The organism is Citrobacter sp. Colony219 (genome assembly GCF_019382635.1).
GTDB lineage: Bacteria > Pseudomonadota > Gammaproteobacteria > Enterobacterales > Enterobacteriaceae > Citrobacter > Citrobacter youngae.
The window spans coordinates 608,226-632,386 of record NZ_CP080033.1 but is presented as its reverse complement, the minus strand read 5'-3'; the positions used below and the strand labels follow the sequence as shown (position 1 = coordinate 632,386).

20 protein-coding genes are annotated in these 24,161 nt (G+C 53.2%); 7 read left to right on the top strand and 13 right to left on the bottom strand.

The genetic code is table 11. From position 1 onward, the window contains the following. Positions 1 to 119: 119 nt before the first annotated feature. Positions 120 to 728, bottom strand: coding sequence for a transcriptional repressor LexA (gene lexA / locus JTI85_RS02840; protein ID WP_003826596.1), 609 nt, complete (start codon positions 726 to 728; stop codon positions 120 to 122). Between the two features lie 109 nt (positions 729 to 837). Then, positions 838 to 1,206, bottom strand: coding sequence for a diacylglycerol kinase (locus tag JTI85_RS02835; protein ID WP_048213931.1), 369 nt, complete (start codon positions 1,204 to 1,206; stop codon positions 838 to 840). Positions 1,207 to 1,377: 171 nt separating this feature from the next. Here JTI85_RS02835 and plsB point away from each other — a divergent pair, with 171 nt between their 5' ends. After that, entirely contained in the window at positions 1,378 to 3,798 is a 2,421-nt protein-coding gene (plsB, locus tag JTI85_RS02830; RefSeq protein ID WP_048213932.1) for a glycerol-3-phosphate 1-O-acyltransferase PlsB, read from the top strand. Positions 3,799 to 3,852: 54 nt separating this feature from the next. Here the strand turns inward: plsB and ubiA are convergent, their stop codons facing one another. The 5 genes from ubiA to malK form a co-directional block, all read right to left on the bottom strand. Beyond that, entirely contained in the window at positions 3,853 to 4,725 is an 873-nt protein-coding gene (ubiA, locus tag JTI85_RS02825; protein ID WP_048213933.1) for a 4-hydroxybenzoate octaprenyltransferase, read from the bottom strand. 13 nt (positions 4,726 to 4,738) lie between these two features. Continuing rightward, entirely contained in the window at positions 4,739 to 5,236 is a 498-nt protein-coding gene (ubiC, locus tag JTI85_RS02820) for a chorismate lyase (protein WP_048213934.1), read from the bottom strand. A 180-nt stretch (positions 5,237 to 5,416) separates the two neighbouring features. Continuing rightward, the gene (gene malM, locus JTI85_RS02815; protein ID WP_061067019.1) at positions 5,417 to 6,364 is read right to left on the bottom strand and encodes a maltose operon protein MalM; all 948 of its coding nucleotides are present in this window, start codon (positions 6,362 to 6,364) and stop codon (positions 5,417 to 5,419) included. Between the two features lie 113 nt (positions 6,365 to 6,477). After that, positions 6,478 to 7,833 (bottom strand): maltoporin, encoded by a 1,356-nt coding sequence (locus tag JTI85_RS02810; protein ID WP_048213936.1) that lies wholly within the window; start codon positions 7,831 to 7,833, stop codon positions 6,478 to 6,480. Between the two features lie 78 nt (positions 7,834 to 7,911). Further along, positions 7,912 to 9,021, bottom strand: coding sequence for a maltose/maltodextrin ABC transporter ATP-binding protein MalK (malK, locus tag JTI85_RS02805; RefSeq protein ID WP_005132674.1), 1,110 nt, complete (start codon positions 9,019 to 9,021; stop codon positions 7,912 to 7,914). 361 nt (positions 9,022 to 9,382) lie between these two features. Between malK and malE the strand changes: the two genes are divergently transcribed. The 4 genes from malE (at position 9,383) to xylE (ending at position 15,019) form a co-directional block, all read left to right on the top strand. Next, positions 9,383 to 10,573, top strand: a complete 1,191-nt coding sequence (gene malE / locus JTI85_RS02800) for a maltose/maltodextrin ABC transporter substrate-binding protein MalE (protein WP_061067017.1) — start codon at positions 9,383 to 9,385, stop codon at positions 10,571 to 10,573. Positions 10,574 to 10,759: 186 nt separating this feature from the next. Further along, the gene (gene malF / locus JTI85_RS02795; protein ID WP_048213938.1) at positions 10,760 to 12,304 is read left to right on the top strand and encodes a maltose ABC transporter permease MalF; all 1,545 of its coding nucleotides are present in this window, start codon (positions 10,760 to 10,762) and stop codon (positions 12,302 to 12,304) included. A gap of 14 nt (positions 12,305 to 12,318) precedes the next feature. Next, entirely contained in the window at positions 12,319 to 13,209 is an 891-nt protein-coding gene (gene malG, locus JTI85_RS02790; protein WP_016155340.1) for a maltose ABC transporter permease MalG, read from the top strand. 334 nt (positions 13,210 to 13,543) lie between these two features. Next, entirely contained in the window at positions 13,544 to 15,019 is a 1,476-nt protein-coding gene (gene xylE, locus JTI85_RS02785; protein ID WP_219352090.1) for a D-xylose transporter XylE, read from the top strand. Between the two features lie 41 nt (positions 15,020 to 15,060). Here xylE and psiE read toward each other — a convergent pair whose 3' ends face one another. From psiE to pgi, 6 genes are all read right to left on the bottom strand, one after another. Then, positions 15,061 to 15,471, bottom strand: a complete 411-nt coding sequence (gene psiE, locus JTI85_RS02780; RefSeq protein ID WP_048213940.1) for a phosphate-starvation-inducible protein PsiE — start codon at positions 15,469 to 15,471, stop codon at positions 15,061 to 15,063. Between the two features lie 145 nt (positions 15,472 to 15,616). Next, positions 15,617 to 17,713 carry a YjbH domain-containing protein gene (locus JTI85_RS02775; protein ID WP_219352088.1) on the bottom strand — a complete coding sequence of 699 codons (2,097 nt, stop codon included), beginning with the start codon at positions 17,711 to 17,713 and terminating at the stop codon, positions 15,617 to 15,619. Continuing rightward, positions 17,713 to 18,450, bottom strand: a complete 738-nt coding sequence (locus tag JTI85_RS02770) for a capsule biosynthesis GfcC family protein (RefSeq protein ID WP_219352086.1) — start codon at positions 18,448 to 18,450, stop codon at positions 17,713 to 17,715. Before JTI85_RS02770 ends, JTI85_RS02775 begins: the two co-directional genes overlap by 1 nt. Then, positions 18,447 to 19,085, bottom strand: coding sequence for a YjbF family lipoprotein (locus JTI85_RS02765; RefSeq protein ID WP_219352085.1), 639 nt, complete (start codon positions 19,083 to 19,085; stop codon positions 18,447 to 18,449). The genes JTI85_RS02770 and JTI85_RS02765 overlap by 4 nt, the downstream gene beginning before the upstream one ends. Positions 19,086 to 19,148: 63 nt before the next feature. After that, positions 19,149 to 19,391 carry an exopolysaccharide production protein YjbE gene (yjbE, locus tag JTI85_RS02760; RefSeq protein WP_040229828.1) on the bottom strand — a complete coding sequence of 81 codons (243 nt, stop codon included), beginning with the start codon at positions 19,389 to 19,391 and terminating at the stop codon, positions 19,149 to 19,151. Positions 19,392 to 19,861: 470 nt separating this feature from the next. Next, positions 19,862 to 21,508 carry a glucose-6-phosphate isomerase gene (pgi, locus tag JTI85_RS02755; protein WP_061067011.1) on the bottom strand — a complete coding sequence of 549 codons (1,647 nt, stop codon included), beginning with the start codon at positions 21,506 to 21,508 and terminating at the stop codon, positions 19,862 to 19,864. Between the two features lie 305 nt (positions 21,509 to 21,813). On the opposite strand from pgi, the gene lysC reads away from it, so the two are divergent. Both lysC and panS read left to right on the top strand, forming a co-directional pair. Further along, positions 21,814 to 23,163 (top strand): lysine-sensitive aspartokinase 3, encoded by a 1,350-nt coding sequence (gene lysC, locus JTI85_RS02750; protein ID WP_003031667.1) that lies wholly within the window; start codon positions 21,814 to 21,816, stop codon positions 23,161 to 23,163. 92 nt (positions 23,164 to 23,255) lie between these two features. Beyond that, on the top strand, positions 23,256 to 24,161 hold a 906-nt coding region (gene panS, locus JTI85_RS02745), incomplete at its 3' end, for a ketopantoate/pantoate/pantothenate transporter PanS (protein ID WP_219352083.1).

The window sequence follows — 24,161 nt, the reverse complement described above, 5'->3', positions numbered from 1 at the left end:
AAAAGAGCCTGAAAAGAAATTAACGCGTTTTTGTAGGCCCGATAAGCGTAGCATCATCGGGCAATTTGCCGGAGAGCAGCGTAAACGCCCTTTCCGGCCGACAGGAAATCAGCAGATCATTACAGCCATTCACCGTTACGAATTACGCCGACAGCCAATCCTTCAATGGTGAAGTTTTGCTCGCGCAGATCGACAACGATAGGTTTAAATTCACTGTTTTCCGGCAGAAGTTCAACCTTGTTACCCTGCTTTTTCAGGCGCTTAACCGTGACTTCATCATCAATACGGGCAACAACAACCTGGCCGTTACGCACGTCCTGCGTTTTATGCACAGCCAGTAAATCGCCATCCATAATCCCGATATCTTTCATCGACATACCGCTGACGCGCAGCAGAAAGTCGGCGTTCGGTTTGAACAGTGATGGGTCAACCTGGTAATGGCCTTCGATGTGCTGCTGTGCCAGAAGTGGCTCACCGGCCGCCACACGACCGACAAGCGGTAAGCCTTCCTCTTCTTCCTGCAGCAGGCGAATACCACGCGATGCGCCAGAAACGATTTCCAGCACACCTTTACGCGCCAGTGCTTTCAGGTGTTCTTCAGCCGCGTTTGGGGAACGGAACCCCAAACGCTGCGCGATCTCCGCACGCGTCGGTGGCATACCTGTCTGGCTGATGTGATCTCTAATGAGATCAAACACCTCTTGCTGCCTGGCCGTTAACGCTTTCATTCCGCCCCCTGGGTGTATATACAGTTATGCTGTGAGTATATACAGCTAAAGGCGAATTTGGAACCGCAAACTGCACAAAAAACAGGAGATTTATGAAGTTGTGGAATCTTTATCGCAAATGCGACCACAACAGGATGCCCCAGGTGATCACAGCGACAAAAATAGAAAGCAATACCGCAGCCGATCCCATATCTTTCGCCCGACCAGAAAGCTCGTGATACTCAGAACCAATTCGGTCGACAACCGCCTCAATGGCGCTATTCAGAATTTCAACGATCATCACCAGCATCACCGAACCAATCAGCAGTACGCGGGTAATCGCGTCAACGTCCAGCCAGCAGGCAATTGCTACCCCCAACAGTACGGCAACGCTTTCCTGACGAAATGCCGCCTCATTGATCCATGCTGCGCGGAAACCTTGCCAGGAATAGCCTGCTGCTTTGATAATCCGAGTGAATCCAGTGGTATTATTGGCCATCAAAAGAACCTTTTTACATTATTAGCGTGAGTATTATTGCATCGTTACCCTGTTTGTTTCAGGGCATAAGCAAAGCTGCGCGAAGTATGACGGGATACCACAGAAATTCACTAAACTTTCTGATATCCTTGCAGCGCATTTGCATTATTAACCAGAGGCTTTACATCGTTTATGTCCGGCTGGCCACGAATTTACTACAAATTACTGAATTTACCATTAAGCATCCTGGTAAAAAGCAAGTCTATCCCGGCGGAACCCGCCCCGGAATTGGGACTCGATACCTCTCGTCCCATTATGTACGTCTTACCGTACAACTCAAAAGCTGACTTGCTGACGCTGCGTGCCCAATGCCTGGTGCACGATCTCCCCGATCCCCTGGAACCGCTGGAGATAGACGGGACTTTGCTGCCGCGCTACGTGTTTATACACGGCGGCCCACGTGTATTCACCTATTACACGCCAAAAGAAGAGTCCATCAAGTTGTTCCATAACTATCTCGACTTACATCGCAGCAACCCCGATCTGGATGTTCAGATGGTGCCGGTGTCTGTGATGTTTGGCCGTGCTCCTGGGCGCGAGAAAGGCGAAGTCAATCCACCACTGCGCATGCTGAATGGCGTACAGAAATTCTTTGCTGTGTCCTGGCTGGGCCGCGACAGCTTTGTCCGCTTCTCACCTTCCGTCTCCCTGCGCCGCATGGCAGACGAACACGGCACAGATAAAACCATCGCGCAGAAACTGGCACGCGTGGCGCGTATGCACTTTGCCCGCCAGCGCTTAGCGGCGGTTGGCCCTCGCCTTCCTGCCCGCCAGGATCTGTTTAATAAACTGCTGGCCTCAAAAGCCATCGCACGCGCGGTGGAAGATGAAGCACGCAGCAAAAAAATCTCCCATGAAAAAGCGCAGCAAAACGCTATCGCATTGATGGAAGAGATTGCCGCCAACTTCTCCTACGAAATGATCCGCCTGACGGACCGTATTCTGGGCTTTACCTGGAACCGTCTGTATCAGGGGATTAACGTTCATAATGCGGAGCGCGTACGCCAACTGGCGCACGACGGACATGAAATCGTCTATGTGCCGTGCCACCGCAGCCATATGGACTACATGCTGCTGTCGTACGTTCTGTACCATCAGGGACTGGTTCCACCGCATATCGCGGCAGGGATCAACCTGAACTTCTGGCCGGCAGGTCCGATTTTCCGCCGTCTTGGCGCATTCTTTATTCGTCGTACGTTTAAAGGCAATAAGCTCTATTCCACCGTATTCCGCGAATACCTGGGCGAGTTGTTCAGCCGCGGCTATTCGGTTGAGTACTTTGTCGAAGGTGGGCGGTCGCGTACCGGCCGCCTGCTCGACCCGAAAACCGGCACCCTGTCGATGACCATTCAGGCGATGCTGCGCGGCGGTACGCGTCCGATTACCCTCGTACCGATCTACATCGGCTACGAGCACGTAATGGAAGTGGGCACCTACGCCAAAGAGCTGCGTGGCGCGACGAAAGAAAAAGAGAGCCTGCCGCAAATGCTGCGTGGCTTAAGCAAGCTGCGTAATCTGGGTCAGGGCTACGTTAACTTTGGCGAACCAATGCCGCTGATGACTTACCTCAACCAGCATGTGCCGGAGTGGCGTGAATCTATCGATCCTATCGAGTCTATCCGTCCGGCCTGGCTGACGCCGACGGTGAATAACATTGCTGCCGATCTGATGGTGCGCATTAACAACGCAGGCGCGGCCAACGCCATGAACCTGTGTTGTACCGCGCTGTTGGCTTCCCGCCAGCGCTCTTTGACCCGTGAACAGTTAACCGAGCAGCTCGACTGCTACCTGAGCCTGCTGCGCAACGTGCCGTACGCGACGGACTCAACCGTTCCCGCGCAGAGCGCCAGTGAACTGATCGACCACGCCTTGCAGATGAACAAGTTTGAGGTTGAGAAAGACACCATCGGTGACATCATCATTCTGCCGCGCGAGCAGGCGGTACTGATGACCTACTACCGCAACAACATTGCCCACATGCTGGTTCTGCCTTCGTTGATGGCCGCGATTGTGACTCAGCACCGCCGGATTTCACGCGCCGCATTGCAGCAGCATATTGAAGCGCTGTACCCGATGCTGAAAGCCGAGCTGTTCCTGCGTTGGGAGCGTGATGAGCTTGCCGGGGTAATTGACGAGCTGGCCAACGAAATGCAACGTCAGGGTCTGATAACCCTGCAGAACGATGAGCTGCATATCAACCCGGTTCATTCTCGCACGCTGCAGCTGTTGGCTGCGGGCGCGCGTGAAACGCTACAGCGCTATGCCATTACCTTCTGGCTGCTGAGTGCGAACCCGTCCATCAACCGCAGTACCCTGGAGAAAGAGAGCCGCACCGTGGCACAACGTCTTTCCGTGCTGCACGGTATCAACGCGCCTGAGTTCTTCGATAAAGCCGTGTTCAGCTCCCTGGTGCTGACGCTGCGTGACGAGGGCTACATCAGCGATACCGGTGATGCCGAACCGGAAGAGACGATGAAGATCTATCAGATGCTGGCCGAGCTGGTCACGTCCGATGTGCGTCTGACCATCGAAAGCGCAACGCAGGGCGAGTAAGCATGAAAAAACCGGTCGAAATGACCGGTTTTTATTTTGCAGGCTAAGCCAAACTCAAAGGTGCCAGTAGCTCATCGCCAGCCCTAAGAACAGTACCAGCCCCACATAGTTATTGTTCATAAACGCTTTAAAGCAGGCATCCCGTTCACGATCGACAATCAGTTTCTGCTGATACACAAACAGCGCGCCCGCCACCAGCAGTGACCAGTAATAGCCCAGCCCCAACCCGTTTAACCACCCCACCATCGCCATCAGCGCCAACACACCGACCTGCAGAATGCCAATAATCAGCTTGTCGTTCTGGCCGAACAGAATGGCGGTCGATTTAATGCCAATCTTCAGATCGTCATCACGATCAACCATCGCATACTGCGTGTCATACGCCACCGCCCAGAGAATGTTGGCGAGGAACATCAGCCAGCAGCTCAGCGGTACGGACTCGCTCACGGCGGCGAACGCCATGGGAATAGACCAGCCAAACGCCGCCCCCAGCACCACCTGCGGCAGGTGCGTATAGCGTTTCATGAAGGGATAAACCCACGCCAGTGCTAACGCGGCAACGGACAACAAAATCGTCATCGTGTTAAGAGTCAGAACCAACAGGAAGGCGAGCAACACCAGCACAACAAACAGTGTTCGGGCCTCTTTCTCCGTGACTGCACCGCTCGGCAGCGGCCGGTTTGCGGTCCGTTTGACGTGTCCGTCAAATTTCCTGTCGGCATAATCATTCACCACGCATCCGGCAGCGCGCATCAGCCACACACCGGCGACAAACACCGCCAGTATCCATAATTGCGGTACACCAGGGGTCGCTACCCACAGCGCCCACAGCGTCGGCCAGAGCAGCAGTAAGGCGCCAATTGGCTTATCCGTACGCATCAAGCGGTGAAACGCCAGCAGCTTACTCTGCGTCAGACTCCACTCCATCTTTATCTTCCTCTCAGTACAACGGCGATGCAGGCAAAAAAAGCTCGGTAAGCATCAGCGGCTTACCGCTCAGCCGCAGGCGGGAACGACGCCCCCACAGCGCTGCATCGCGGCCAATCTCAATAAAATCGCGGGTCAATGTCGATGATGTAAACAGATAGCGCCCGAGCGGGGTTTTCCCCAGATTTTGTAAAGCCAGTTCGGGGCCGCACAAGGTGGATTCAGGCACCACGGTCCGCCCGGCAAGCCATGGCTCACCATCCGCGCATAACAGGATTTCCCGCAACCAATAGCGGGATTCTGCCGGCAGCAGCGTCAACTCTTCAGCGACCTCATTTTGCCCAACGAATCCTTCTCGTATCAATGTTACGGTGACCTGTTTTCCCTGCTGCTCAAAACGTTTGGTCATCGAATCTTCCAGTAACAACCAGTCGAGCAATTGAGGGTCAAGCGACGGGATCGCATCAAAATAACGCAGAGCACGCAGTTGCGTTAACGCGGGGTGTGGCATGCCTTACTCTCCGATTCATAACCTGAAGGCATTGTATCGCAGAAAAGGCTTTGCGGGGTGAGCAAACACGATTAAGTGATCGGTAGGGCAACATAAGTGTAACAAGTAGCATCGAAGGATAAAAAAAGGTGCGCCAGGAGACGCACCAGTTGTTGCAAAATCAACAATGTGGGGAGATGGTTACCCCTTGCCTTTTACACTGCTGATAAAGGTGGAACGGGCAGATTTGGATCCCAGACGTTCAGCTTCATCAAGCAGCTTCAGCGCTTTATCAACATCACCTTTCGCCACGGCATCCTTAATCGCCTGGTTAAAATAGTTCTCAGTGTCATTCAGCATCGGCTCGCTTTTCTTCACCGGTTGCGGTGCCGGTGCGGCTACCGCGGCAGCCGGGGCTGCATAGGCCACCGCAGGTGCAGCGGTATTACCCACCGTCACCGGACCCGGGCCAGAGGAGCCAAACAGCGGCCCAACCAGCACGCTGGAGGTGCTGTTAGTTTTCACCTGCAGTTTCACCAGACCATCGGTAGTATGGCGGGCAATCGGGTCCGGAATATCCGGAACAGCATTGCCCACGCCCTTGGCATACGCTTTCGCCGGGTCAAGCAGCGTGGTGGTCTGTTGGAGATCTTTATCAGTAGTAAAGACCAGAACATAAAGCTTCTGCTGTCCCAGCGCTGGCGTCAGACGCATCACCCCTTCCAGGCGATCCGCACTCATCACACCCGGTGCCTGGTAGGTAAAGTAGCTGCTGGGGAAGAACGCAGATGGCGTCATGTTCTGATCAAGAATTAAAACGTTTGGCGCAAATACGCTGGTTTGTTGGTTAACTTCACTGCTCAGCGTCAGGGTCAGTTCACCAATATTGGCCGGTACGCTATAGGCGGCAACCGGGCCGCTAATACCGGCAATGTCCAGACGCTGTCCCGCTGTCGCCAACGGGGTTGACTGGGTTTTCGATTGGTCGACGGGCGTCCAGGCCAATTGTTGCAACGCAGCCGTCGGAATCGACGGTGCAGCTGCGGTGTCCTGCGGAACGATATTCACATCGGCCAGGCTGATTCCAGGAACGCTGGCAAATAACCCTGCCGATAAACAAAGGGCAACGAGACTTTTCTTCATTTTCATTGTTATCACCTCAGATAGCATGGGTTCAGCGGTGGCCAGGCAATAGCGCGCTAAACCGTAAGTAAGAGGGGCTTACGCCCCTCTTTAGGTCATTACGTCAGGTTAATGCTGGATTACCACCAGATTTCCATCTGGGCACCGAAGGACCACTCGTCGCTATCGCCACGGCTGGTTGTGCTGATACCGGAGTTGGTTGCAGCAGCATATTTAGAGACCTTATCTCCGTTTTTCACGTAGCCCCATTCTTCATCCCATTTGGCATAGGTTGCAAAGACGCGGATTGCCGGACGAGACCAGATGCTGTCGCCTGCCTGCCACTGTTGCGCCAGGGTGATTTTGTATTGGCTGTTGCGATCGCCAGTCTGTTGAGATTTGACGTTGTCGTAGCCGACTTCCATCAGGGTGCTCATGATTGGCGTCCATTTGTACATCGGACGAATACCCACGGTGTACCATTCAGTACCCAGGTCGTTATCCATGTCGATATTCTGATACATACCGACGTACATCAGGTCCCACTTATCGCCCAGAGAGATAGCACCGTGGTCAAGTACGCGCACCAGGCTACCGTTGTTATTGATGTTGTTGTTTACATGATGGATAACGGGATCATTTGGTGTTGCCTGGGTATCGAAGGTTGAACCGTAAGTACCCTGCGAGCCACCTTTACCCTGCGTGGTCATCGCGTCAGTTGCATACTGAACCACAAACTTGTTATAGCCCTTCAGCATGCTCTGAGTATGTTCTGCAGTGAACATCCAGCCATCTTTAGAAGCGCTATCCGCGTAGCTATAACCGTCAGTTTTATTCGCACGACCGTAGTCAACACCCAGTTCCAGCATGCCGTCCGGGTTAATGGCCATCTGCGCTAAACGCATGTCGAATACGTCGTTCGCGGTATCTTTGGATGTGTCGTAGATATTCTGGCTACTGAAGGTGTAAGAACCACCCGCTTCCTGAGAACGGGTTGCGGCCAGAGACAGCTTACCAAAGCCCAGATCGATGTTTTCAATACCGGCACCAGGACCTGAAATATCCCAGTAGTAGAAGTCGATCATATGGACGTCATGACGCTGATAGAAACGTTTACCGGCCCAGATGGTGGAACCCGGCAGCCATTCAATCAGGTTTTTACCCTGCACGTTGGCTTCGCGGAAAGCAGGATCGGTCGCTTCCCAGTCATTCTGCTGTGCAACAGAGTAGGCAACGTTAGTGTCGAAGTAGAAGCTCTTATCGCCTTCTTTCCACACTTCCTGGCCCAGCTTAATTTCGGCATAGGTTTCACATTCGTTACCGAGACGGTATTTACTTTGGGCACCGGTTGCCTGGAAACATTGTTGTTCGCCGCCACTACCCGTCCAGCCGATACCGGAACGAGCATAACCATGGAAATCGACAGCCATTGCCTGAACAGACATAATGCCTGCTGCCACAGCAACCGCCAGAGGAAGTTTGCGCAGAGTAATCATCGTTCTATCTCCTGAGATCATTGCTTTTCTTTAAACGCTTCACCTTGACGGTTTTGCGCTTTTTTTTAATGGGATACCTTAAACGCCCGGCTCTTGATGCAACCGACGACATGCAGTGCCATCCTCACGGAACAGATGGCAACGCTCTGGCGGCAGGCCGATAGCGAATGTGGCACCCTCTTCTACCAACACCACGTCGTTCTGGCGGTAAACCAGGTTCTGACGGATGGCGGGGATCTGGATATGGATTTGTGTTTCGTGACCAAGCTGCTCGACTACCTGTACTTCACCTTCGAGGGTGACATCAGCAATATCGCTGGGCAGCAGATGTTCCGGGCGGATACCCAAAGACATATTGGCGCCGACCTGCACCGCACGGCTTTCCACTGGTAGCCATATTTGCTGGCGGTTAGGCAGCTCAACCTGAACCTGATCGATCGCCGTTGCCGTCACTTTCACCGGCAGGAAGTTCATCTTCGGCGAGCCAATAAACCCGGCAACAAAGCGGTCAGCCGGGTAGTGGTACAGCTCCAGGGGTTTACCTACCTGCGCGACGCGGCCGGCATCCAGCACCACAATTTTGTCGGCCAGGGTCATCGCTTCGACCTGATCGTGGGTGACGTAAATCATCGTGCGGCCAAGACGCTTATGCAGGCGGGAGATTTCAATGCGCATCTGGACGCGCAGTGCGGCATCGAGGTTTGACAGCGGTTCGTCCAACAGAAAGACACGCGGCTCTGCAACCAACGTACGGCCAATCGCCACACGCTGACGTTGTCCACCAGAGAGCGCTTTGGGTTTGCGCTCCAGCAGATGGGCCAGTTGCAGCACTTCTGCGACCTGATTAACACGCTGGTTCATCACCTCTTTTTTGGCACCTGCCAGCTTGAGGCCGAACGACATGTTTTCGGCGACGGACAAATGGGGATACAGCGCATAGGACTGGAAGACCATCCCCACGCCACGTTCGGCGGGCGGAATGTCGTTCATCCGGGTCTCCCCGATAAACAAATCACCACTGGTGATGGTTTCAAGTCCGGCGATCATACGCAGCAAGGTTGACTTACCACAGCCTGACGGTCCGACAAACACCACGAATTCCCCTTCGTGAATGTCGAGATTGATATCTTTCGATACCACTACGTCACCCCAGGCTTTCGTTACATTTCGCAGCTGTACGCTCGCCATGCCCTTCTCCCTTCGTTACAACCTGTCATCGACAGCAACATTCATTGATGGATTGACTATGCGTTATCCCTTAACGGCGTGAATCCTCCACCCCCCGGCTTTTTTATGGGGGAGGAGGCGGGAGGATGAGAGCGCAGCGTCTGAGACCCTGGCTGTACGCCGTGGAGGAATTTCGTGATGTCGCTTGCAAAAATCAGTGGGTTTTTATGTGCGCCAGTACGCATTACTCACATTTATGTAACACAGATCACATAAAGAATGGGTGGGGCGTAGGGGTAAGGAGGATGGAAAGAGGTTGTCGTATAAAGAAACTAGTCACCGTTAAGCCACCTCTGCAAAATCACCAAACAGGATGGGAACTATGAAAATCAAAACTGGCGCACGCATCCTCGCATTGTCCGCATTGACGACGATGATGTTCTCCGCCTCGGCTCTCGCCAAGATTGAAGAAGGTAAGCTGGTTATCTGGATTAACGGCGATAAAGGCTACAACGGCCTCGCTGAAGTGGGCAAAAAATTCGAGAAAGACACCGGGATCAAAGTCACCATTGAGCACCCGGACAAACTAGAAGAAAAATTCCCGCAGGTTGCCGCGACCGGTGATGGCCCGGACATCATCTTCTGGGCACATGACCGCTTTGGCGGCTACGCGCAGTCTGGCCTGCTGGCTGAAATCACCCCGGATAAAGCGTTCCAGGACAAACTCTATCCGTTCACCTGGGATGCCGTACGCTATAACGGCAAGCTGATTGCTTACCCAATCGCGGTTGAAGCGCTGTCGCTGATTTACAACAAAGACCTCGTGCCAAATCCACCGAAAACCTGGGAAGAAATTCCTGCGCTGGACAAAGAGCTGAAGGCGAAAGGTAAATCTGCGCTGATGTTCAACCTGCAAGAACCGTACTTCACCTGGCCGCTGATTGCTGCCGACGGCGGTTACGCGTTCAAGTTTGAAAACGGCAAATATGACGTGAAAGACGTGGGCGTGGACAACGCTGGCGCGAAAGCGGGTCTGACCTTCCTGGTTGACCTTATCAAGAACAAACACATGAACGCGGATACCGACTACTCCATCGCAGAAGCGGCCTTCAACAAGGGCGAAACGGCGATGACCATCAACGGTCCGTGGGCGTGGTCGAACATCGACAAGAGCAAAATTAACTACGGCGTCACGCTGCTGCCAACCTTCAAAGGCAAAGCGTCTAAACCGTTTGTTGGGGTACTGAGCGCCGGTATTAACGCCGCCAGCCCGAACAAAGAACTGGCGAAAGAGTTCCTCGAAAACTACCTGCTGACCGACCAGGGTCTGGATGAAGTGAACAAGGACAAACCGCTGGGTGCCGTGGCGCTGAAATCCTTCCAGGATCAATTAGCAAAAGACCCACGTATCGCCGCCACCATGGATAACGCCCAGAAAGGCGAAATCATGCCGAACATCCCACAGATGTCCGCATTCTGGTATGCCGTTCGTACCGCAGTGATCAACGCAGCCAGCGGCCGTCAGACCGTCGATGCCGCGCTGAAAGATGCACAAGGTCGTATCACCAAGTAATACGGTTTCCCTTATTTCTTAGGGAATCAGGTTTATTGAATACGTTGTTACGCGAAATCATTCGCGCTACATCGAGGCGGCAAGGAGGCAAATCCCCAGGAGCTTACATAAGTAAGTGACTGGGGTGCGCTTCCGCAGCCAACAAAGAGGTAGTGCGAAGGATAAAGCGTAAAGAGGAAGATCCCCATGGATGTCATTAAAAAGAAACACTGGTGGCAAAGCGACCGGCTTAAATGGTCAGTGATAGGTCTGCTTGGGCTGCTGGTCGGTTACCTTGTTGTTTTGATGTACGCTCAGGGGGAGTACCTGTTTGCCATCATGACGCTGATTTTAAGCTCTGCTGGCCTGTATATTTTCGCTAACCGTAAAACCTATGCCTGGCGTTATGTTTATCCTGGCGTCGCTGGTATGGGGCTGTTTGTTCTGTTTCCATTGGTTTGCACCATCGCGATTGCCTTTACCAACTACAGCAGCACCAACCAGCTGACCTTTGAACGTGCTCAGGAAGTCCTGATGGATCGTTCTTATCAAGCAGGTAAAACCTACAACTTCGGTCTGTATCCGGCGGGTACGGAGTGGCAACTGGCGCTCACCGACGGTGAAACCGGCAAAAATTATGTTTCCGATGCCTTCAAATTTGGCGGCGAACAGAAACTGCAACTAAAAGAAACGGATGCCTTACCAGCAAGCGAACGTGGGACGCTGCGCATCATCACCCAGAATCGCCAGGCGCTGAACCAACTGACCGCTATTCTGCCGGATGAAAGCAAAGTGATCATGAGTTCACTGCGCCAGTTTTCCGGCACGCAACCGCTCTATACCCTCGCTGACGACGGCACGCTCACCAATAACCAGAGCGGCGTAAAATACCGTCCGAACAGCGACATTGGTTATTACCAGGCGATTAACGCTGACGGTAGCTGGGGTAGCGAAAAACTCAGTCCAGGCTATACCGTTGCCATCGGCTGGGATAACTTCACTCGCGTGTTTACCGACGAAGGCATCCAGAAACCGTTTTTCGCCATCTTTGTCTGGACGGTGGTCTTCTCCGTTCTGACAGTGATCCTCACCGTTGCTGTGGGGATGGTGCTGGCCTGTCTCGTACAGTGGGAGTCTCTCAAAGGCAAAGCGATTTACCGTGTCCTGCTGATTCTTCCGTATGCCGTACCGTCGTTTATCTCGATTCTGATTTTCAAGGGCTTATTCAACCAGAGCTTTGGTGAAATCAACATGATGCTGAGCGCACTGTTTGGTATCAAACCGGCCTGGTTCAGCGACCCAACCACCGCACGTTCGATGATTATTATCGTCAACACCTGGCTCGGTTATCCGTACATGATGATCCTGTGCATGGGTCTGCTGAAAGCAATTCCTGACGATCTGTATGAAGCCTCGGCGATGGATGGCGCAGGCCCGTTCCAGAACTTCTTTAAGATAACGCTACCGCTGCTGATTAAGCCGCTAACGCCGCTGATGATCGCCAGCTTCGCCTTTAACTTTAACAACTTCGTGCTGATTCAGCTGTTGACCAACGGTGGCCCGGACCGACTTGGCACCACCACGCCAGCCGGCTATACCGACCTGCTCGTGAGCTACACCTACCGTATCGCCTTCGAAGGCGGCGGCGGACAGGACTTCGGTCTGGCAGCGGCGATTGCCACGCTGATCTTCCTGCTGGTGGGTGCGCTGGCGATTGTTAACCTGAAAGCCACACGAATGAAATTCGACTAAGGAGGGCACGGAATATGGCTATGGTCCAACCCAAATCTCAGAAGCTACGTTTATTGACCACGCACCTTCTGCTACTGATTTTCATCGCGGCGATCATGTTCCCGCTGCTGATGGTCATTGCTATTTCGCTGCGCGAAGGTAACTTCGCCACCGGTAGCCTGATCCCGGAAAACATCTCCTGGGAACACTGGAAACTGGCGCTGGGCTTTAGCGTTGAGCACGCAGATGGCCGTGTGACGCCGCCGCCGTTCCCGGTACTGCTGTGGCTGTGGAACTCAGTGAAGGTGGCCACCATTACCGCGATTGGTATCGTGACGCTTTCCACCACCTGTGCTTACGCCTTTGCCCGTATGCGTTTCCCGGGTAAAGCAACCCTGCTGAAAGGGATGCTGATTTTCCAGATGTTCCCGGCAGTACTGTCTCTGGTCGCCCTGTACGCGTTGTTTGACCGCCTGGGCCAGTACATTCCGTTTATCGGCCTGAACACGCACGGCGGCGTGATCTTCGCCTATCTTGGCGGTATTGCACTGCATGTATGGACGATTAAGGGTTATTTCGAAACCATCGACGGTTCGCTGGAAGAAGCGGCCGCGCTGGATGGCGCAACGCCGTGGCAGGCATTCCGCCTGGTGCTGCTACCGCTTTCCGTTCCGATTCTGGCGGTGGTATTTATTCTGTCGTTCATTGCCGCTATTACCGAAGTCCCGGTCGCGTCACTGCTGCTGCGTGATGTGAACAGCTATACCCTCGCGGTAGGTATGCAGCAGTACCTCAATCCACAGAACTATTTGTGGGGCGACTTTGCCGCCGCAGCTGTACTTTCCGCCATTCCGATCACGCTGGTATTCCTGCTGGCGCAGCGCTGGCTGGTCAACGGCCTGACCGCAGGTGGTGTGAAAGGTTAAGTTTCATCAAAGTAGTTGTGTTACCCCGCCCGGCAACGGGCAATGCCACTGCAACCCTCAACTTATGTTATCCCAACCTGTGACTGTTATTCGGCGCTCTACGGAGCGCCCTTTTTTTATGTTATTTTGCATTGCCGTTATGATTATTTCCTTTCGTGCTCTCCATCACTGCAATTCTATTTTTCGTCTGGAAATAAACTAATTAAACGGAATTAAGATCACAGAAAAGACAAAACGTAATTGCAATGTAAAAAATGATAATTGTCTTCCCTGCCTGTTAAATTCACCATCACGGCACTGATCAAAAGAGCTGTACCCTCTAAGGCAGGTCTGAATGAACACTCAATATAATTCCAGTTATATTTTTTCGATTACATTAGTCGCAACTTTAGGAGGACTATTATTCGGTTACGACACTGCGGTCATATCCGGAACGGTAGAATCCTTAAATACCGTATTTGTCGCTCCACAACACTTAAGTGAATCCGCCGCCAACTCATTGTTGGGTTTTTGCGTCGCCAGTGCGTTGATTGGCTGCATCATCGGCGGTGCGCTGGGCGGGTATTGTAGTAACCGCTTTGGTCGCCGGGATTCGCTGAAAATCGCTGCGCTGTTATTTTTTATTTCCGGCATCGGATCCGCATGGCCAGAATTAGGTTTTACCACCATTAACCCCGATAATGCTGTGCCTGTTTATTTAGCAGGATACGTCCCCGAATTCGTTATTTATCGCATCATCGGTGGTATTGGCGTAGGTTTAGCCTCAATGCTCTCACCTATGTATATTGCTGAGCTGGCTCCGGCACATATTCGTGGGAAACTGGTTTCCTTTAACCAATTCGCGATTATTTTTGGCCAGTTACTGGTGTATTGCGTTAACTATTTTATTGCCCGTTCAGGCGACGCCAACTGGCTGAATACCGATGGCTGGCGATATATGTTTGCCTCCGAAAGTATCCCCGCCCTGCTGTTTTTACTGCTGCTGTATACCGTACCAGAAAGCCCACGTTGGCTGATGGCGCGTGGCAGACACGAACAAGCAGAAGGTATTCTGCGCAAGATTATGGGTAGCACTCTCGCCACTCAGGCCATGCAGGAGATTAATCAGTCACTCGAGCATGGACGCAAAACCGGTGGTCGCCTGTTGATGTTTGGTGCAGGCGTGATCGTTATCGGCGTGATGTTATCCATCTTCCAGCAGTTTGTCGGTATTAACGTCGTGCTGTACTACGCACCGGAAGTCTTCAAAACGCTTGGGGCCAGCACCGATGTGGCGTTATTGCAGACCATTATTGTCGGCGTGATCAACCTGAGCTTCACCGTGCTGGCTATCATGACTGTGGACAAATTTGGTCGCAAACCGCTGCAGATCATTGGCGCACTCGGCATGGCAATTGGGATGTTCAGCCTCGGCACTGCATTTTATACGCAGGCTTCCGGCCTGGTGGCGCTGCTGTCGATGCTATTTTATGTCGCGGCATTCGCCATGTCCTGGGGACCGGTTTGTTGGGTGTTGCTGGCAGAAATCTTCCCGAATGCGATTCGCGGTAAAGCGCTCGCCATTGCCGTTGCAGCTCAATGGCTGGCGAACTACTTCGTCTCCTGGACCTTCCCAATGATGGACAAAAACTCCTGGCTGGTTTCCCATTTCCACAACGGTTTCTCCTACTGGATCTACGGTTGTATGGGCATCCTGGCGGCGCTGTTCATGTGGAAGTTCGTGCCGGAAACCAAAGGCAAAACACTGGAAGAACTTGAAGAACTGTGGGAACCCACAGCAGAGAAAACCCAGCCTGCCTCTGCGCAGTAATCCTGGCCTGCAACACGCCGCCCCGACGGCGTGTTGTTTTTTTACTCTCGCTTCAACCGCTTCGAGTTGCACAGCCACAGGGTGATCACCAGCAGCAGGATCGCCGCGGAATAGGTAAGCACATCCATAGGTGCTTTATGATCGACAATGATCAACCGCACAATCGCGGTGATCCCGATATAGATAAAATAGCGCAGCGGAAAGTGAAACCCTGACTGAAAGTACTTCACAATCAGTGCGATAAATTCAAAATACAGAAAGTAAACCACCAGTCCTTCCACCAGCTCATATTTGCTGGTTTGTTCCGGCGCGAACAGCACATCTGCCAGATGCAGCGTTTCTTTCCCGAGGAATACGACCAGGATCAGGCCCAGACTCAGCAGCCCCAGATTCAGCACGGTCTGCAAGATGGTGGAGATAAACTCCACGCGGGGACGAGATAGCGACGTCATAACAGCACCTCTTACTCAGTGGCGAGGTTCCTGTATAACGCAAAAATGTGACAGAGATCTACATTTTTTGTTTATATTTTGTTCGCATGACGGTTCTTGCCGGATGCCCGGTAAGCGTAGCGCCACCGGGCGATCAACATTCACATCACCGGAAATTCTCACTCCTGTCACTGGTCATATCGTACAGACCGAACTTACGCCCTAGCTGCTGACCGCCATCACGCGTTAACGGTGTCCAGCCTATCGCCGCGCGACTGCGGGTTGGGCCTGACGAGAACAGATCCAGCGGCACGGAAACGTACACCCCTTTAGTAAAATCACCCTCGCCGTACTCATCCGGCGAGGCATTAGTGATAGTCGCATAACCGCCAACAACCACGCCGCTATCGAAGCGTTTCGCAATTTCCAGCGTGCCGCCCTTATCCCCCGCCAGATATTGCCCCACGCTGGCTTTCACCAGAACATCCTGAGCAAACGAAGGATTCCAGTAAGCCGTCAAATGCCCGGTCTTCACGCTGTAGTCGGTGAATTTCATCATGTCCTGTGCGCTACGCCAGTCACGCTGTTTCACGTAGTTGGCGTCAATGCCAAACGCCCAGTTGCTGTCCAATGGACGGTACAATACTTCCGCGCCCGCCCCGCCATACATGGTCTCCAGATAGCCGCCGTAAACCTGTCCGTAAAACCCGTTCCCGAGTGACTGGAAGTAATTGGCCTGCAGGTTATTCACGTAGACGTCGTTCTGTACATACTCACGCACATGGGTACGCACGCGCGGTAAATGCGAATCCTGCGGCGGGTTGGTGTAGTTAAACTTGTCATAGTTATTGGCGAGGTTGGCGAACAAACTCCCGGTGGTCAGCAGATGATCGGTCACCCACCAATCTGCCGTGCCCATCACGCCCAACTGATACATATAGAAATTTTCCGGGCCGCCTACCGACTGGTTAAGCACCGGATCGATGTGGAAATCGAAGCGCGACTTATCGATATACCAGCCCTGCTCGGTCGTTTTCGGCACTACGGGCTCAACGCGTTTTTGCGCCAGTTGAGTCTCATGGCCCAACGGCTCGCCTTCCAGATGGCGCTTGAGGCTGGAAACCTCTGTTTCGGTCGTCACCTGCGGCAAGTTAAGGCGATTTTCCGTAATACGGATCGTGCGGATCCCGTCGGGAAGATCGTTCATCACGATCCGGTTCGCGCGTTCGATCCCTTCGCGCGAGTCACGGTATTTCACCTGTTCGCCTGTTACATACAGCGTATCGCCCTGCACCTGGATTTTAGGATCCGCCAGCCCGGCATTGTATTTCAGCAGCGTTAGCTGATTCGCCACCACCGAATGCTGCAGGATGGCATCCTGCGGCTGTGGCTGATATTTCGGGCGGGCGTTGTCGTTATAGTGTGGTCGCAGATCGTTAAAGTTAGTCCGCAGCGTGACCCCAAACATAAAGGTATTGCCGCGCTCATAGCTGAGGTTAACGTCGGCCCAATCGGTGACGCGATAAATAGCGCCGACGTTAAACCTGCTCTTCTGATCCAGCTTACCCGCAAAATCCTGCTGATAATTATTTCCCTCGTACTCCAGCTTCAGGCGCAGCGGCTGCCAGGGAGTCTGATACTCTACGCCGCCAAACAGCGATGCCGGGCCGTGGAACATCTGGCTGCCGTCAATGGAACCCGCCTGCTTGTAGCTGTTATCGCGATGACAGAATTTATCGCTGTATGAGCAAAACGGATTGCTGACGTTGCCGCTGGTCCCGAGGTATCCCCAGCCGAGACCGAGTGAGAAATCAAACGGTCCCCAGGCTTTGTTCGCCACAATATACTCCGCATCGAACAGGCCCGTTCCGCCTATATCGCGTGCCCCCACCGCCACCTGCGGCATCCAGTAGCTCTCTTCCCACAACCGCAGCTTCAGGTCGAACGCCTTATCCTTGTATGTCTGATCGCCTGAAAACGACTCCACGCTGCTGTATTTTTTGGTGCGCACATCGGTATAGCGCAGGGTCGTTTCCAGCCACGGGAACATTTGCACCGACGCGGAGTAGTAGCGGTACTGATCGTTATCGCGGTAGTTAAGGCTCATTTCGCCCTCACGCGCCATGCGTGCGGTTGGGGTTTGCAGCAGCCCCACGCCGCCAAAATCAGACTGGGAAGGACCAATCGGCGCAGGATACGTTTCACCGTGACAGGCCGCGCTGATACCCAGCGCCAACAGGCTGAGCAGATAAGTTTTTCTCATTATTCGGGTATCCGCTGGGTCAGGGTGCGAAGAATGTCGGCATTGATTTCATCCGGGGTGCTGCTCCAGACAGAGTCCCACAGCCCGACAAAAATGATGCTGCCGGGCATCGGCTCAATGTGACGTTTGTTCCAGTAGGCGACCGGCACTTTTTGTGTGCGTCCGTTGGGATAGACAACCCAGGCGTAGCTACGATCCGCGCCGCTGAGCCGATGCTGCCCATCGAGATAGCTGGCAACATCACGTCCGGGTATAAACGGCTGTTTACCCGGGTGGCTTAGCAAACCCAACAGCGTGATATCCGTGGGCTGCGGCCCAACCCACAGCGTGTAATTGCCCTGCAGCGGCGGGTTGCCTCGCTCGCTGACGCGTACAACATCCGGGTCGAGATTAATCGTCTGTCTGCCGGTCACCTTCAGCGCCTGAATTTGCTGGCGTAACGCGTTGATAGCCGCGGCATCATCACCGCTTTCTCCAGCACTCAACGTCGCCAGACGATCCAGTAATGCCTGCTGCTGACGTTGCGCCTCAGCCGTTGCCCGCTCTTCGCCAATGACCGCACCTGGCCACCAGCTATTCGCCAGCTTCGGTTGACCCACCAGATCGACCAAATGCTCCGCGCCGGTCAGCGTTTTTGCTTCGGTGCTGCCTGTCGTGATCACTTTTACACTGCCCGCAGCAAAAACAGATGCCGCGCACAGGCTGAAGGAAAGCGCGGTAATCATTCGTTTCATCATGATTTTGCCGCCTTAATCAGCGTAGTTTTCACCGGGAAGAAACTTGCGCCAAGATACTGTTCTGACTGGCGAATCATGCCGTCACTGTCTACCCAGTAGCGGTTATGCCAGCGCGTTTGATCGGTGGTGACGTCTTCATCGAGGATGCGTACCGGCGTTTCATCGCTACCGACCTTGATGGTGTCAGCGCCATCCCATGTGAAAACCGAGCGGGCGGTGGCATAGCGTACCTTCTGATGCTCGGTCCAGCCCATCGTACGGGACCACGTTGCGCCATCGACTATCTGATTGGGCTTACTGAGCGGGTCGGCAGCCAGATTATTCACCTCGATGAGGTTGTCTCCGTCGAGCTGTGTTTTCACCAGTCGCCCATGTTGCGTCACGAGAATGGCCCGATCCTGAGTCACCCATTTCTGCTGTCCGTTTTCCGCAAACGCGAGTACCACAAACAGCTGGGGACCGCCGTTGAGCTGCATATACTGGCTGGCGTAAGGCATATTTTGGATTTCATCATCCGTCATCTGTACGCCGGGAGTCCCAAATACGCTATCCCACAGCGAATGCCCCAAACCTTCGGTGGTGGCTGAGCACGCCTGTAGTAACAGACAAACCATTATGAGCGCGGGTCGCTTCACGACGTTTCTCCAGAGAGGCAAAATAACCACACCGAAGTGTGGTTAGAATTAAACGTACCGGTATTACTGGGTACTGGTGGTTGTCGTGGTGGTGGTTCCGGTATTAGAACCATCGCCGCCACCGGTTGCCGCCAGGGCAACCCCCACCGCGGAACTTACGGTGCTCACGCTGGTCGCGGAGGAACTTCCCGCCGAAACCGACGCGGCAGCCGACCCTGCAGCCTCACCCACCTGAACGGGGGCGGCATAGACAGACGTCGCCGCAAGCGCAGATATAGCCCAAAGGCCATACACAACTTTTTTCATCACAAATTCCCTTCATTGCATGAATGGAGATTTACCCAAAAGAATTTCGGGCGAGATCGAGTATACACAAGCCAAAGTGTTCAAATTACGCCACAGGGGAATTTAGGATAATTAGATAGCGAGAGAGAAAACGATTAACAATAAATAATAAAAACAATTAAATTCAAAGAGTTAAAATATAATAGTGAAAACACAATATCCGGTAAATCTTAAAACATCAGAAACAGGAGAACGTTGAACATATTATTTTAGGATTAAGCTCAATTAAATTTTTAGGTAATAAGGTGGAGAAGTGGAATTATCTTATAAAAAAAGCTGATAATAATATCAGCTTCTATCACAGGTAATCTGCAAATTCATTCGAATTGCAGCAAGGCGGCAAGATCGTTAATCCCCGGGAGCATAGATAGCTATGTGACCGGGGTTAACGAACGCAGCCAACACCGCTGCGGTTCGAAGGAAGAAGCAGATTAGCGCCAGGACTTATAACGGTTAATCAACCCATTAGTAGAAACATCATGGGAAGAAACAGTTTTATCATCGTTCAGCTCTGGCAGAATGCGGTTCGCCAGCTGTTTGCCCAGCTCAACGCCCCACTGGTCAAAGGTGAAGATGTTCAGGATCGCGCCCTGAGTGAAGATTTTGTGCTCGTACAGCGCAATCAACGCACCCAGGCTGAACGGCGTGATTTCGCGCAGCAGGATGGAGTTCGTTGGACGGTTACCTTCGAACACTTTGAACGGCACAACGTGCTCAAGCGTAGCCGGATCTTTACCCTGGTCGCGATATTCCTGCTCAACCACTTCACGAGATTTACCAAAAGCCAGCGCTTCGGTTTGCGCGAAGAAGTTAGACAGCAGTTTCGGATGGTGATCCGACAGCGGGTTGTGGGTGATTGCCGGCGCGATGAAATCGCACGGAACCATTTTGGTGCCCTGGTGAATCAGCTGGTAGAACGCATGCTGACCGTTAGTGCCCGGCTCACCCCAGATGATTGGGCCAGTCTGGTAATCCACTGCGTTGCCGTTACGGTCAACGTATTTACCGTTGGATTCCATGTTGCCCTGCTGGAAGTAGGCCGCGAAACGGTGCATATACTGGTCGTACGGCAGAATCGCTTCGGTTTCGGCACCGAAGAAGTTGTTGTACCAGATACCGATCAGCGCCAGCAGCACCGGCAGGTTTTTCTCAGCCGGGGTGGTGGAGAAGTGTTTGTCCATCGCATGCGCGCCGGAGAGCAGCTCAACAAAGTTGTCGAAGCCTACGGACAGGATGATGGACAGACCGATTGCAGACCACAGGGAGTAACGACCGCCAACCCAGTCCCAGAACTCGAACATATTGGCAGTATCAATACCGAACTCGCCAACCGCTTTACCGTTAGTGGAGAGCGCTGCGAAGTGTTTGGCTACGTGCTTGTTGTCGCCAGCGGTCGCCAGGAACCAGTCGCGCGCGCTGTGGGCGTTGGTCATGGTTTCCTGGGTGGTGAAGGTTTTGGAAGCGACCAGGAACAGCGTGGTTTCCGGGTTCACTTTTTTCAGCACTTCGGCGATGTGCGTACCATCGACGTTAGACACAAAGTGCATGTTCAGGTGATTTTTGTACGGACGCAGCGCTTCGGTCACCATGAACGGGCCGAGGTCAGAACCGCCGATACCGATGTTTACTACATCGGTGATGGCTTTGCCGGTATAGCCTTTCCAGCTTCCGGAGATGATCGCTTCAGAGAAAGATTTCATCTTCTCCAGTACCGCATTCACTTCCGGCATCACATCTTTGCCGTCAACGATGATCGGCGTATTGCTACGGTTACGCAGCGCCACGTGCAGCACGGCACGGTCTTCAGTACGGTTGATTTTCTCACCGGAGAACATGGACTTGATGGCACCCGCCAAATCGGTTTCTTTCGCCAGATCCTGCAATTTAGCCAGCGTCTCTTCAGTGATGCGGTTTTTGGAGAAATCCACCAGCATCAGATCGTCAAACGTCGCGGAAAACTTAGTGAAACGATCGCTATCTTTCGCGAAAAGATCCGCGATAGTAACGTCTTTCATTTCTTCAAAGTGTTTTTGTAGTGCCTGCCAGGCTGAGGTCTGCGTTGGATTGATGTTTTTCATTAGCAATACTCTTCTGATTTTGAGAATTGTGACTGAGATCGATTGTAACGCCAGTCACAGAAAAGTGTGATTGTTTTAATGCCATTGCCAGGGCATCCGCCAAACGTGGCTAAAAAGTATAGCGGTTATCAGCGTTGTTATTAGTACCGTTACTCAACGCAGTTGCAGCATGAAAAATCCGCATAATCCCAGCGTTGACAGTGCAAGCTACACATTTTATTTATAAATACGGTATTTGCATTTGCGCCTGCACCGGTTTCCTTTGTGCCATGGTCGCTCTATTCATTCCCTGACACGAGGTAGTTATGACTGATGTAGTTGTCTCCAAGTTTGGTGGTACCAGCGTGGCGGATTTTGATGCCATGAATCGCAGCGCTGATGTCGTGCTTTCTGATGCTAACGTCCGTGTGGTGGTACTTTCCGCTTCTGCGGGAATCACCAACCTGCTGGTCGCACTGGCTGAAGGGCTGGAGCCAACCGCGCGCTTCGAAAAACTCGATGCCATTCGTCAAATTCAGTTCAATATTCTGGAACGCCTGCGTTATCCAAACGTGATCCGTGAAGAGATCGAACGTCTGCTGGAAAACATCACCACACTGGCAGAAGCGGCGTCACTGGCGACCTCAACCGCGCTGACCGACGAACTGGTCAGCCACGGTGAACTGATGTCTACCCTGCTGTTCGTCGAGATCCTGCGTGAACGCAACGTGCAAGCGCAGTGGTTTGACGTGCGTAAAGTGATGCGCACTAACGATCGTTTTGGTCGTGCAGAACCCGACGTCACGGCGCTGGCTGAACTGGCGACGCTCCAGTTGGCCCCGCGTCTGAGCGAAGGTCTGGTGATTACTCAGGGCTTTATCGGCAGTGAAGGCAAGGGCCGCACCACCACGCTGGGACGCGGCGGCAGCGATTATACCGCCGCCTTACTGGCAGAAGCCCTACACGCAACGCGCGTTGATATCTGGACCGACGTTCCCGGCATCTACACTACCGATCCGCGCGTGGTTCCGGCTGCGCAGCGTATTGATGAAATCGCCTTTGAAGAGGCCGCGGAAATGGCGACCTTTGGCGCGAAAGTACTGCATCCGGCAACCCTGTTGCCAGCCGTACGTAGCGATATTCCGGTGTTTGTGGGCTCCAGTAAGGATCCAAAAGCAGGAGGTACGCTGGTATGTAATAAAACCGCGAATCCACCGCTGTTCCGGGCGCTGGCACTACGCCGTAAGCAGACGCTGCTGACACTGCATAGCCTGAATATGCTGCACTCTCGCGGCTTTTTGGCGGAAGTGTTCGGCATCCTGGCACGTCACAATATCTCGGTCGATTTAATTACCACATCCGAAGTCAGCGTGGCGCTGACGCTGGATACCACTGGTTCAACGTCCACCGGCGATACACTGTTAACACAGTCTCTGCTGATGGAACTGTCTGCCCTGTGTCGGGTTGAAGTGGAAGAAGGCCTGGCGCTGGTGGCATTGATTGGCAACGACCTGTCCAAAGCCTGCGGCGTGGGTAAAGAGGTGTTCGGCGTACTGGAGCCGTTCAATATTCGGATGATTTGCTACGGCGCGTCCAGCCACAACCTGTGCTTCCTGGTACCTGGTACTGAAGCCGAGCAGGTTGTACAGAAGCTGCACCATAATTTGTTTGAATAATATTCCATCACGCGATAAACAATAACTATAGTCGGGCTCGAACCCGGCTTTTTTATAACAACACAACATCTTTAAATCGCAAGGAATACAATATGCTCGCTACTCTCACGCGGCTGTTCCCGTTATGGGCGCTGCTGCTCTCTGTTATTGCGTATTACACGCCCTCCACCTTTACGCCTGTCGGGCCATTAGTGCCGTCGTTACTGATGCTGATTATGTTCGGCATGGGCGTGCACCTGAAGGTGGATGATTTTAAACGCGTACTCTCACGCCCAGCCCCGGTCGCGGCGGGTATTTTCCTGCACTATCTGGTGATGCCGCTCGCCGCATGGATTTTGGCGCTGGCTTTTAATATGCCGCCGGAATTGTCCGCAGGTATGGTGCTGGTCGGCAGCGTGGCCAGCGGCACGGCATCTAACGTGATGATCTATCTGGCGAAAGGTGACGTGGCGTTGTCCGTGACGATTTCATCGGTTTCAACACTGGTCGGTGTTGTCGCCACGCCGCTGCTGACGCGCCTGTACGTTGATGCGCATATTCAGGTCGACGTGATGGGAATGCTGTTGAGTATATTGCAGATTGTGGTCATTCCGATTGCGCTGGGCCTGGTCATTCATCATCTGTTCCCACGCGTCGTAAAAACCGTAGAACCGTATCTGCCTGCGTTTTCTATGGTGTGCATTCTGGCGATTATCAGCGCTGTTGTGGCAGGTTCTGCATCGCACATTGCGTCGGTCGGCTTTGTGGTGATTATCGCCGTTATTCTGCATAACACCATTGGCCTGCTTGGCGGCTACTGGGGCGGGAAACTGTTCGGCTTTGATGAATCCACCTGCCGCACGCTGGCGATTGAAGTCGGCATGCAGAACTCCGGCCTCGCCGCTGCGCTGGGCAAAATCTACTTCGGTCCGCTCGCCGCCCTGCCCGGCGCGCTGTTCTCCGTCTGGCATAACCTTTCTGGTTCGCTGCTTGCGGGGTACTGGTCCGGTAAGGCGATT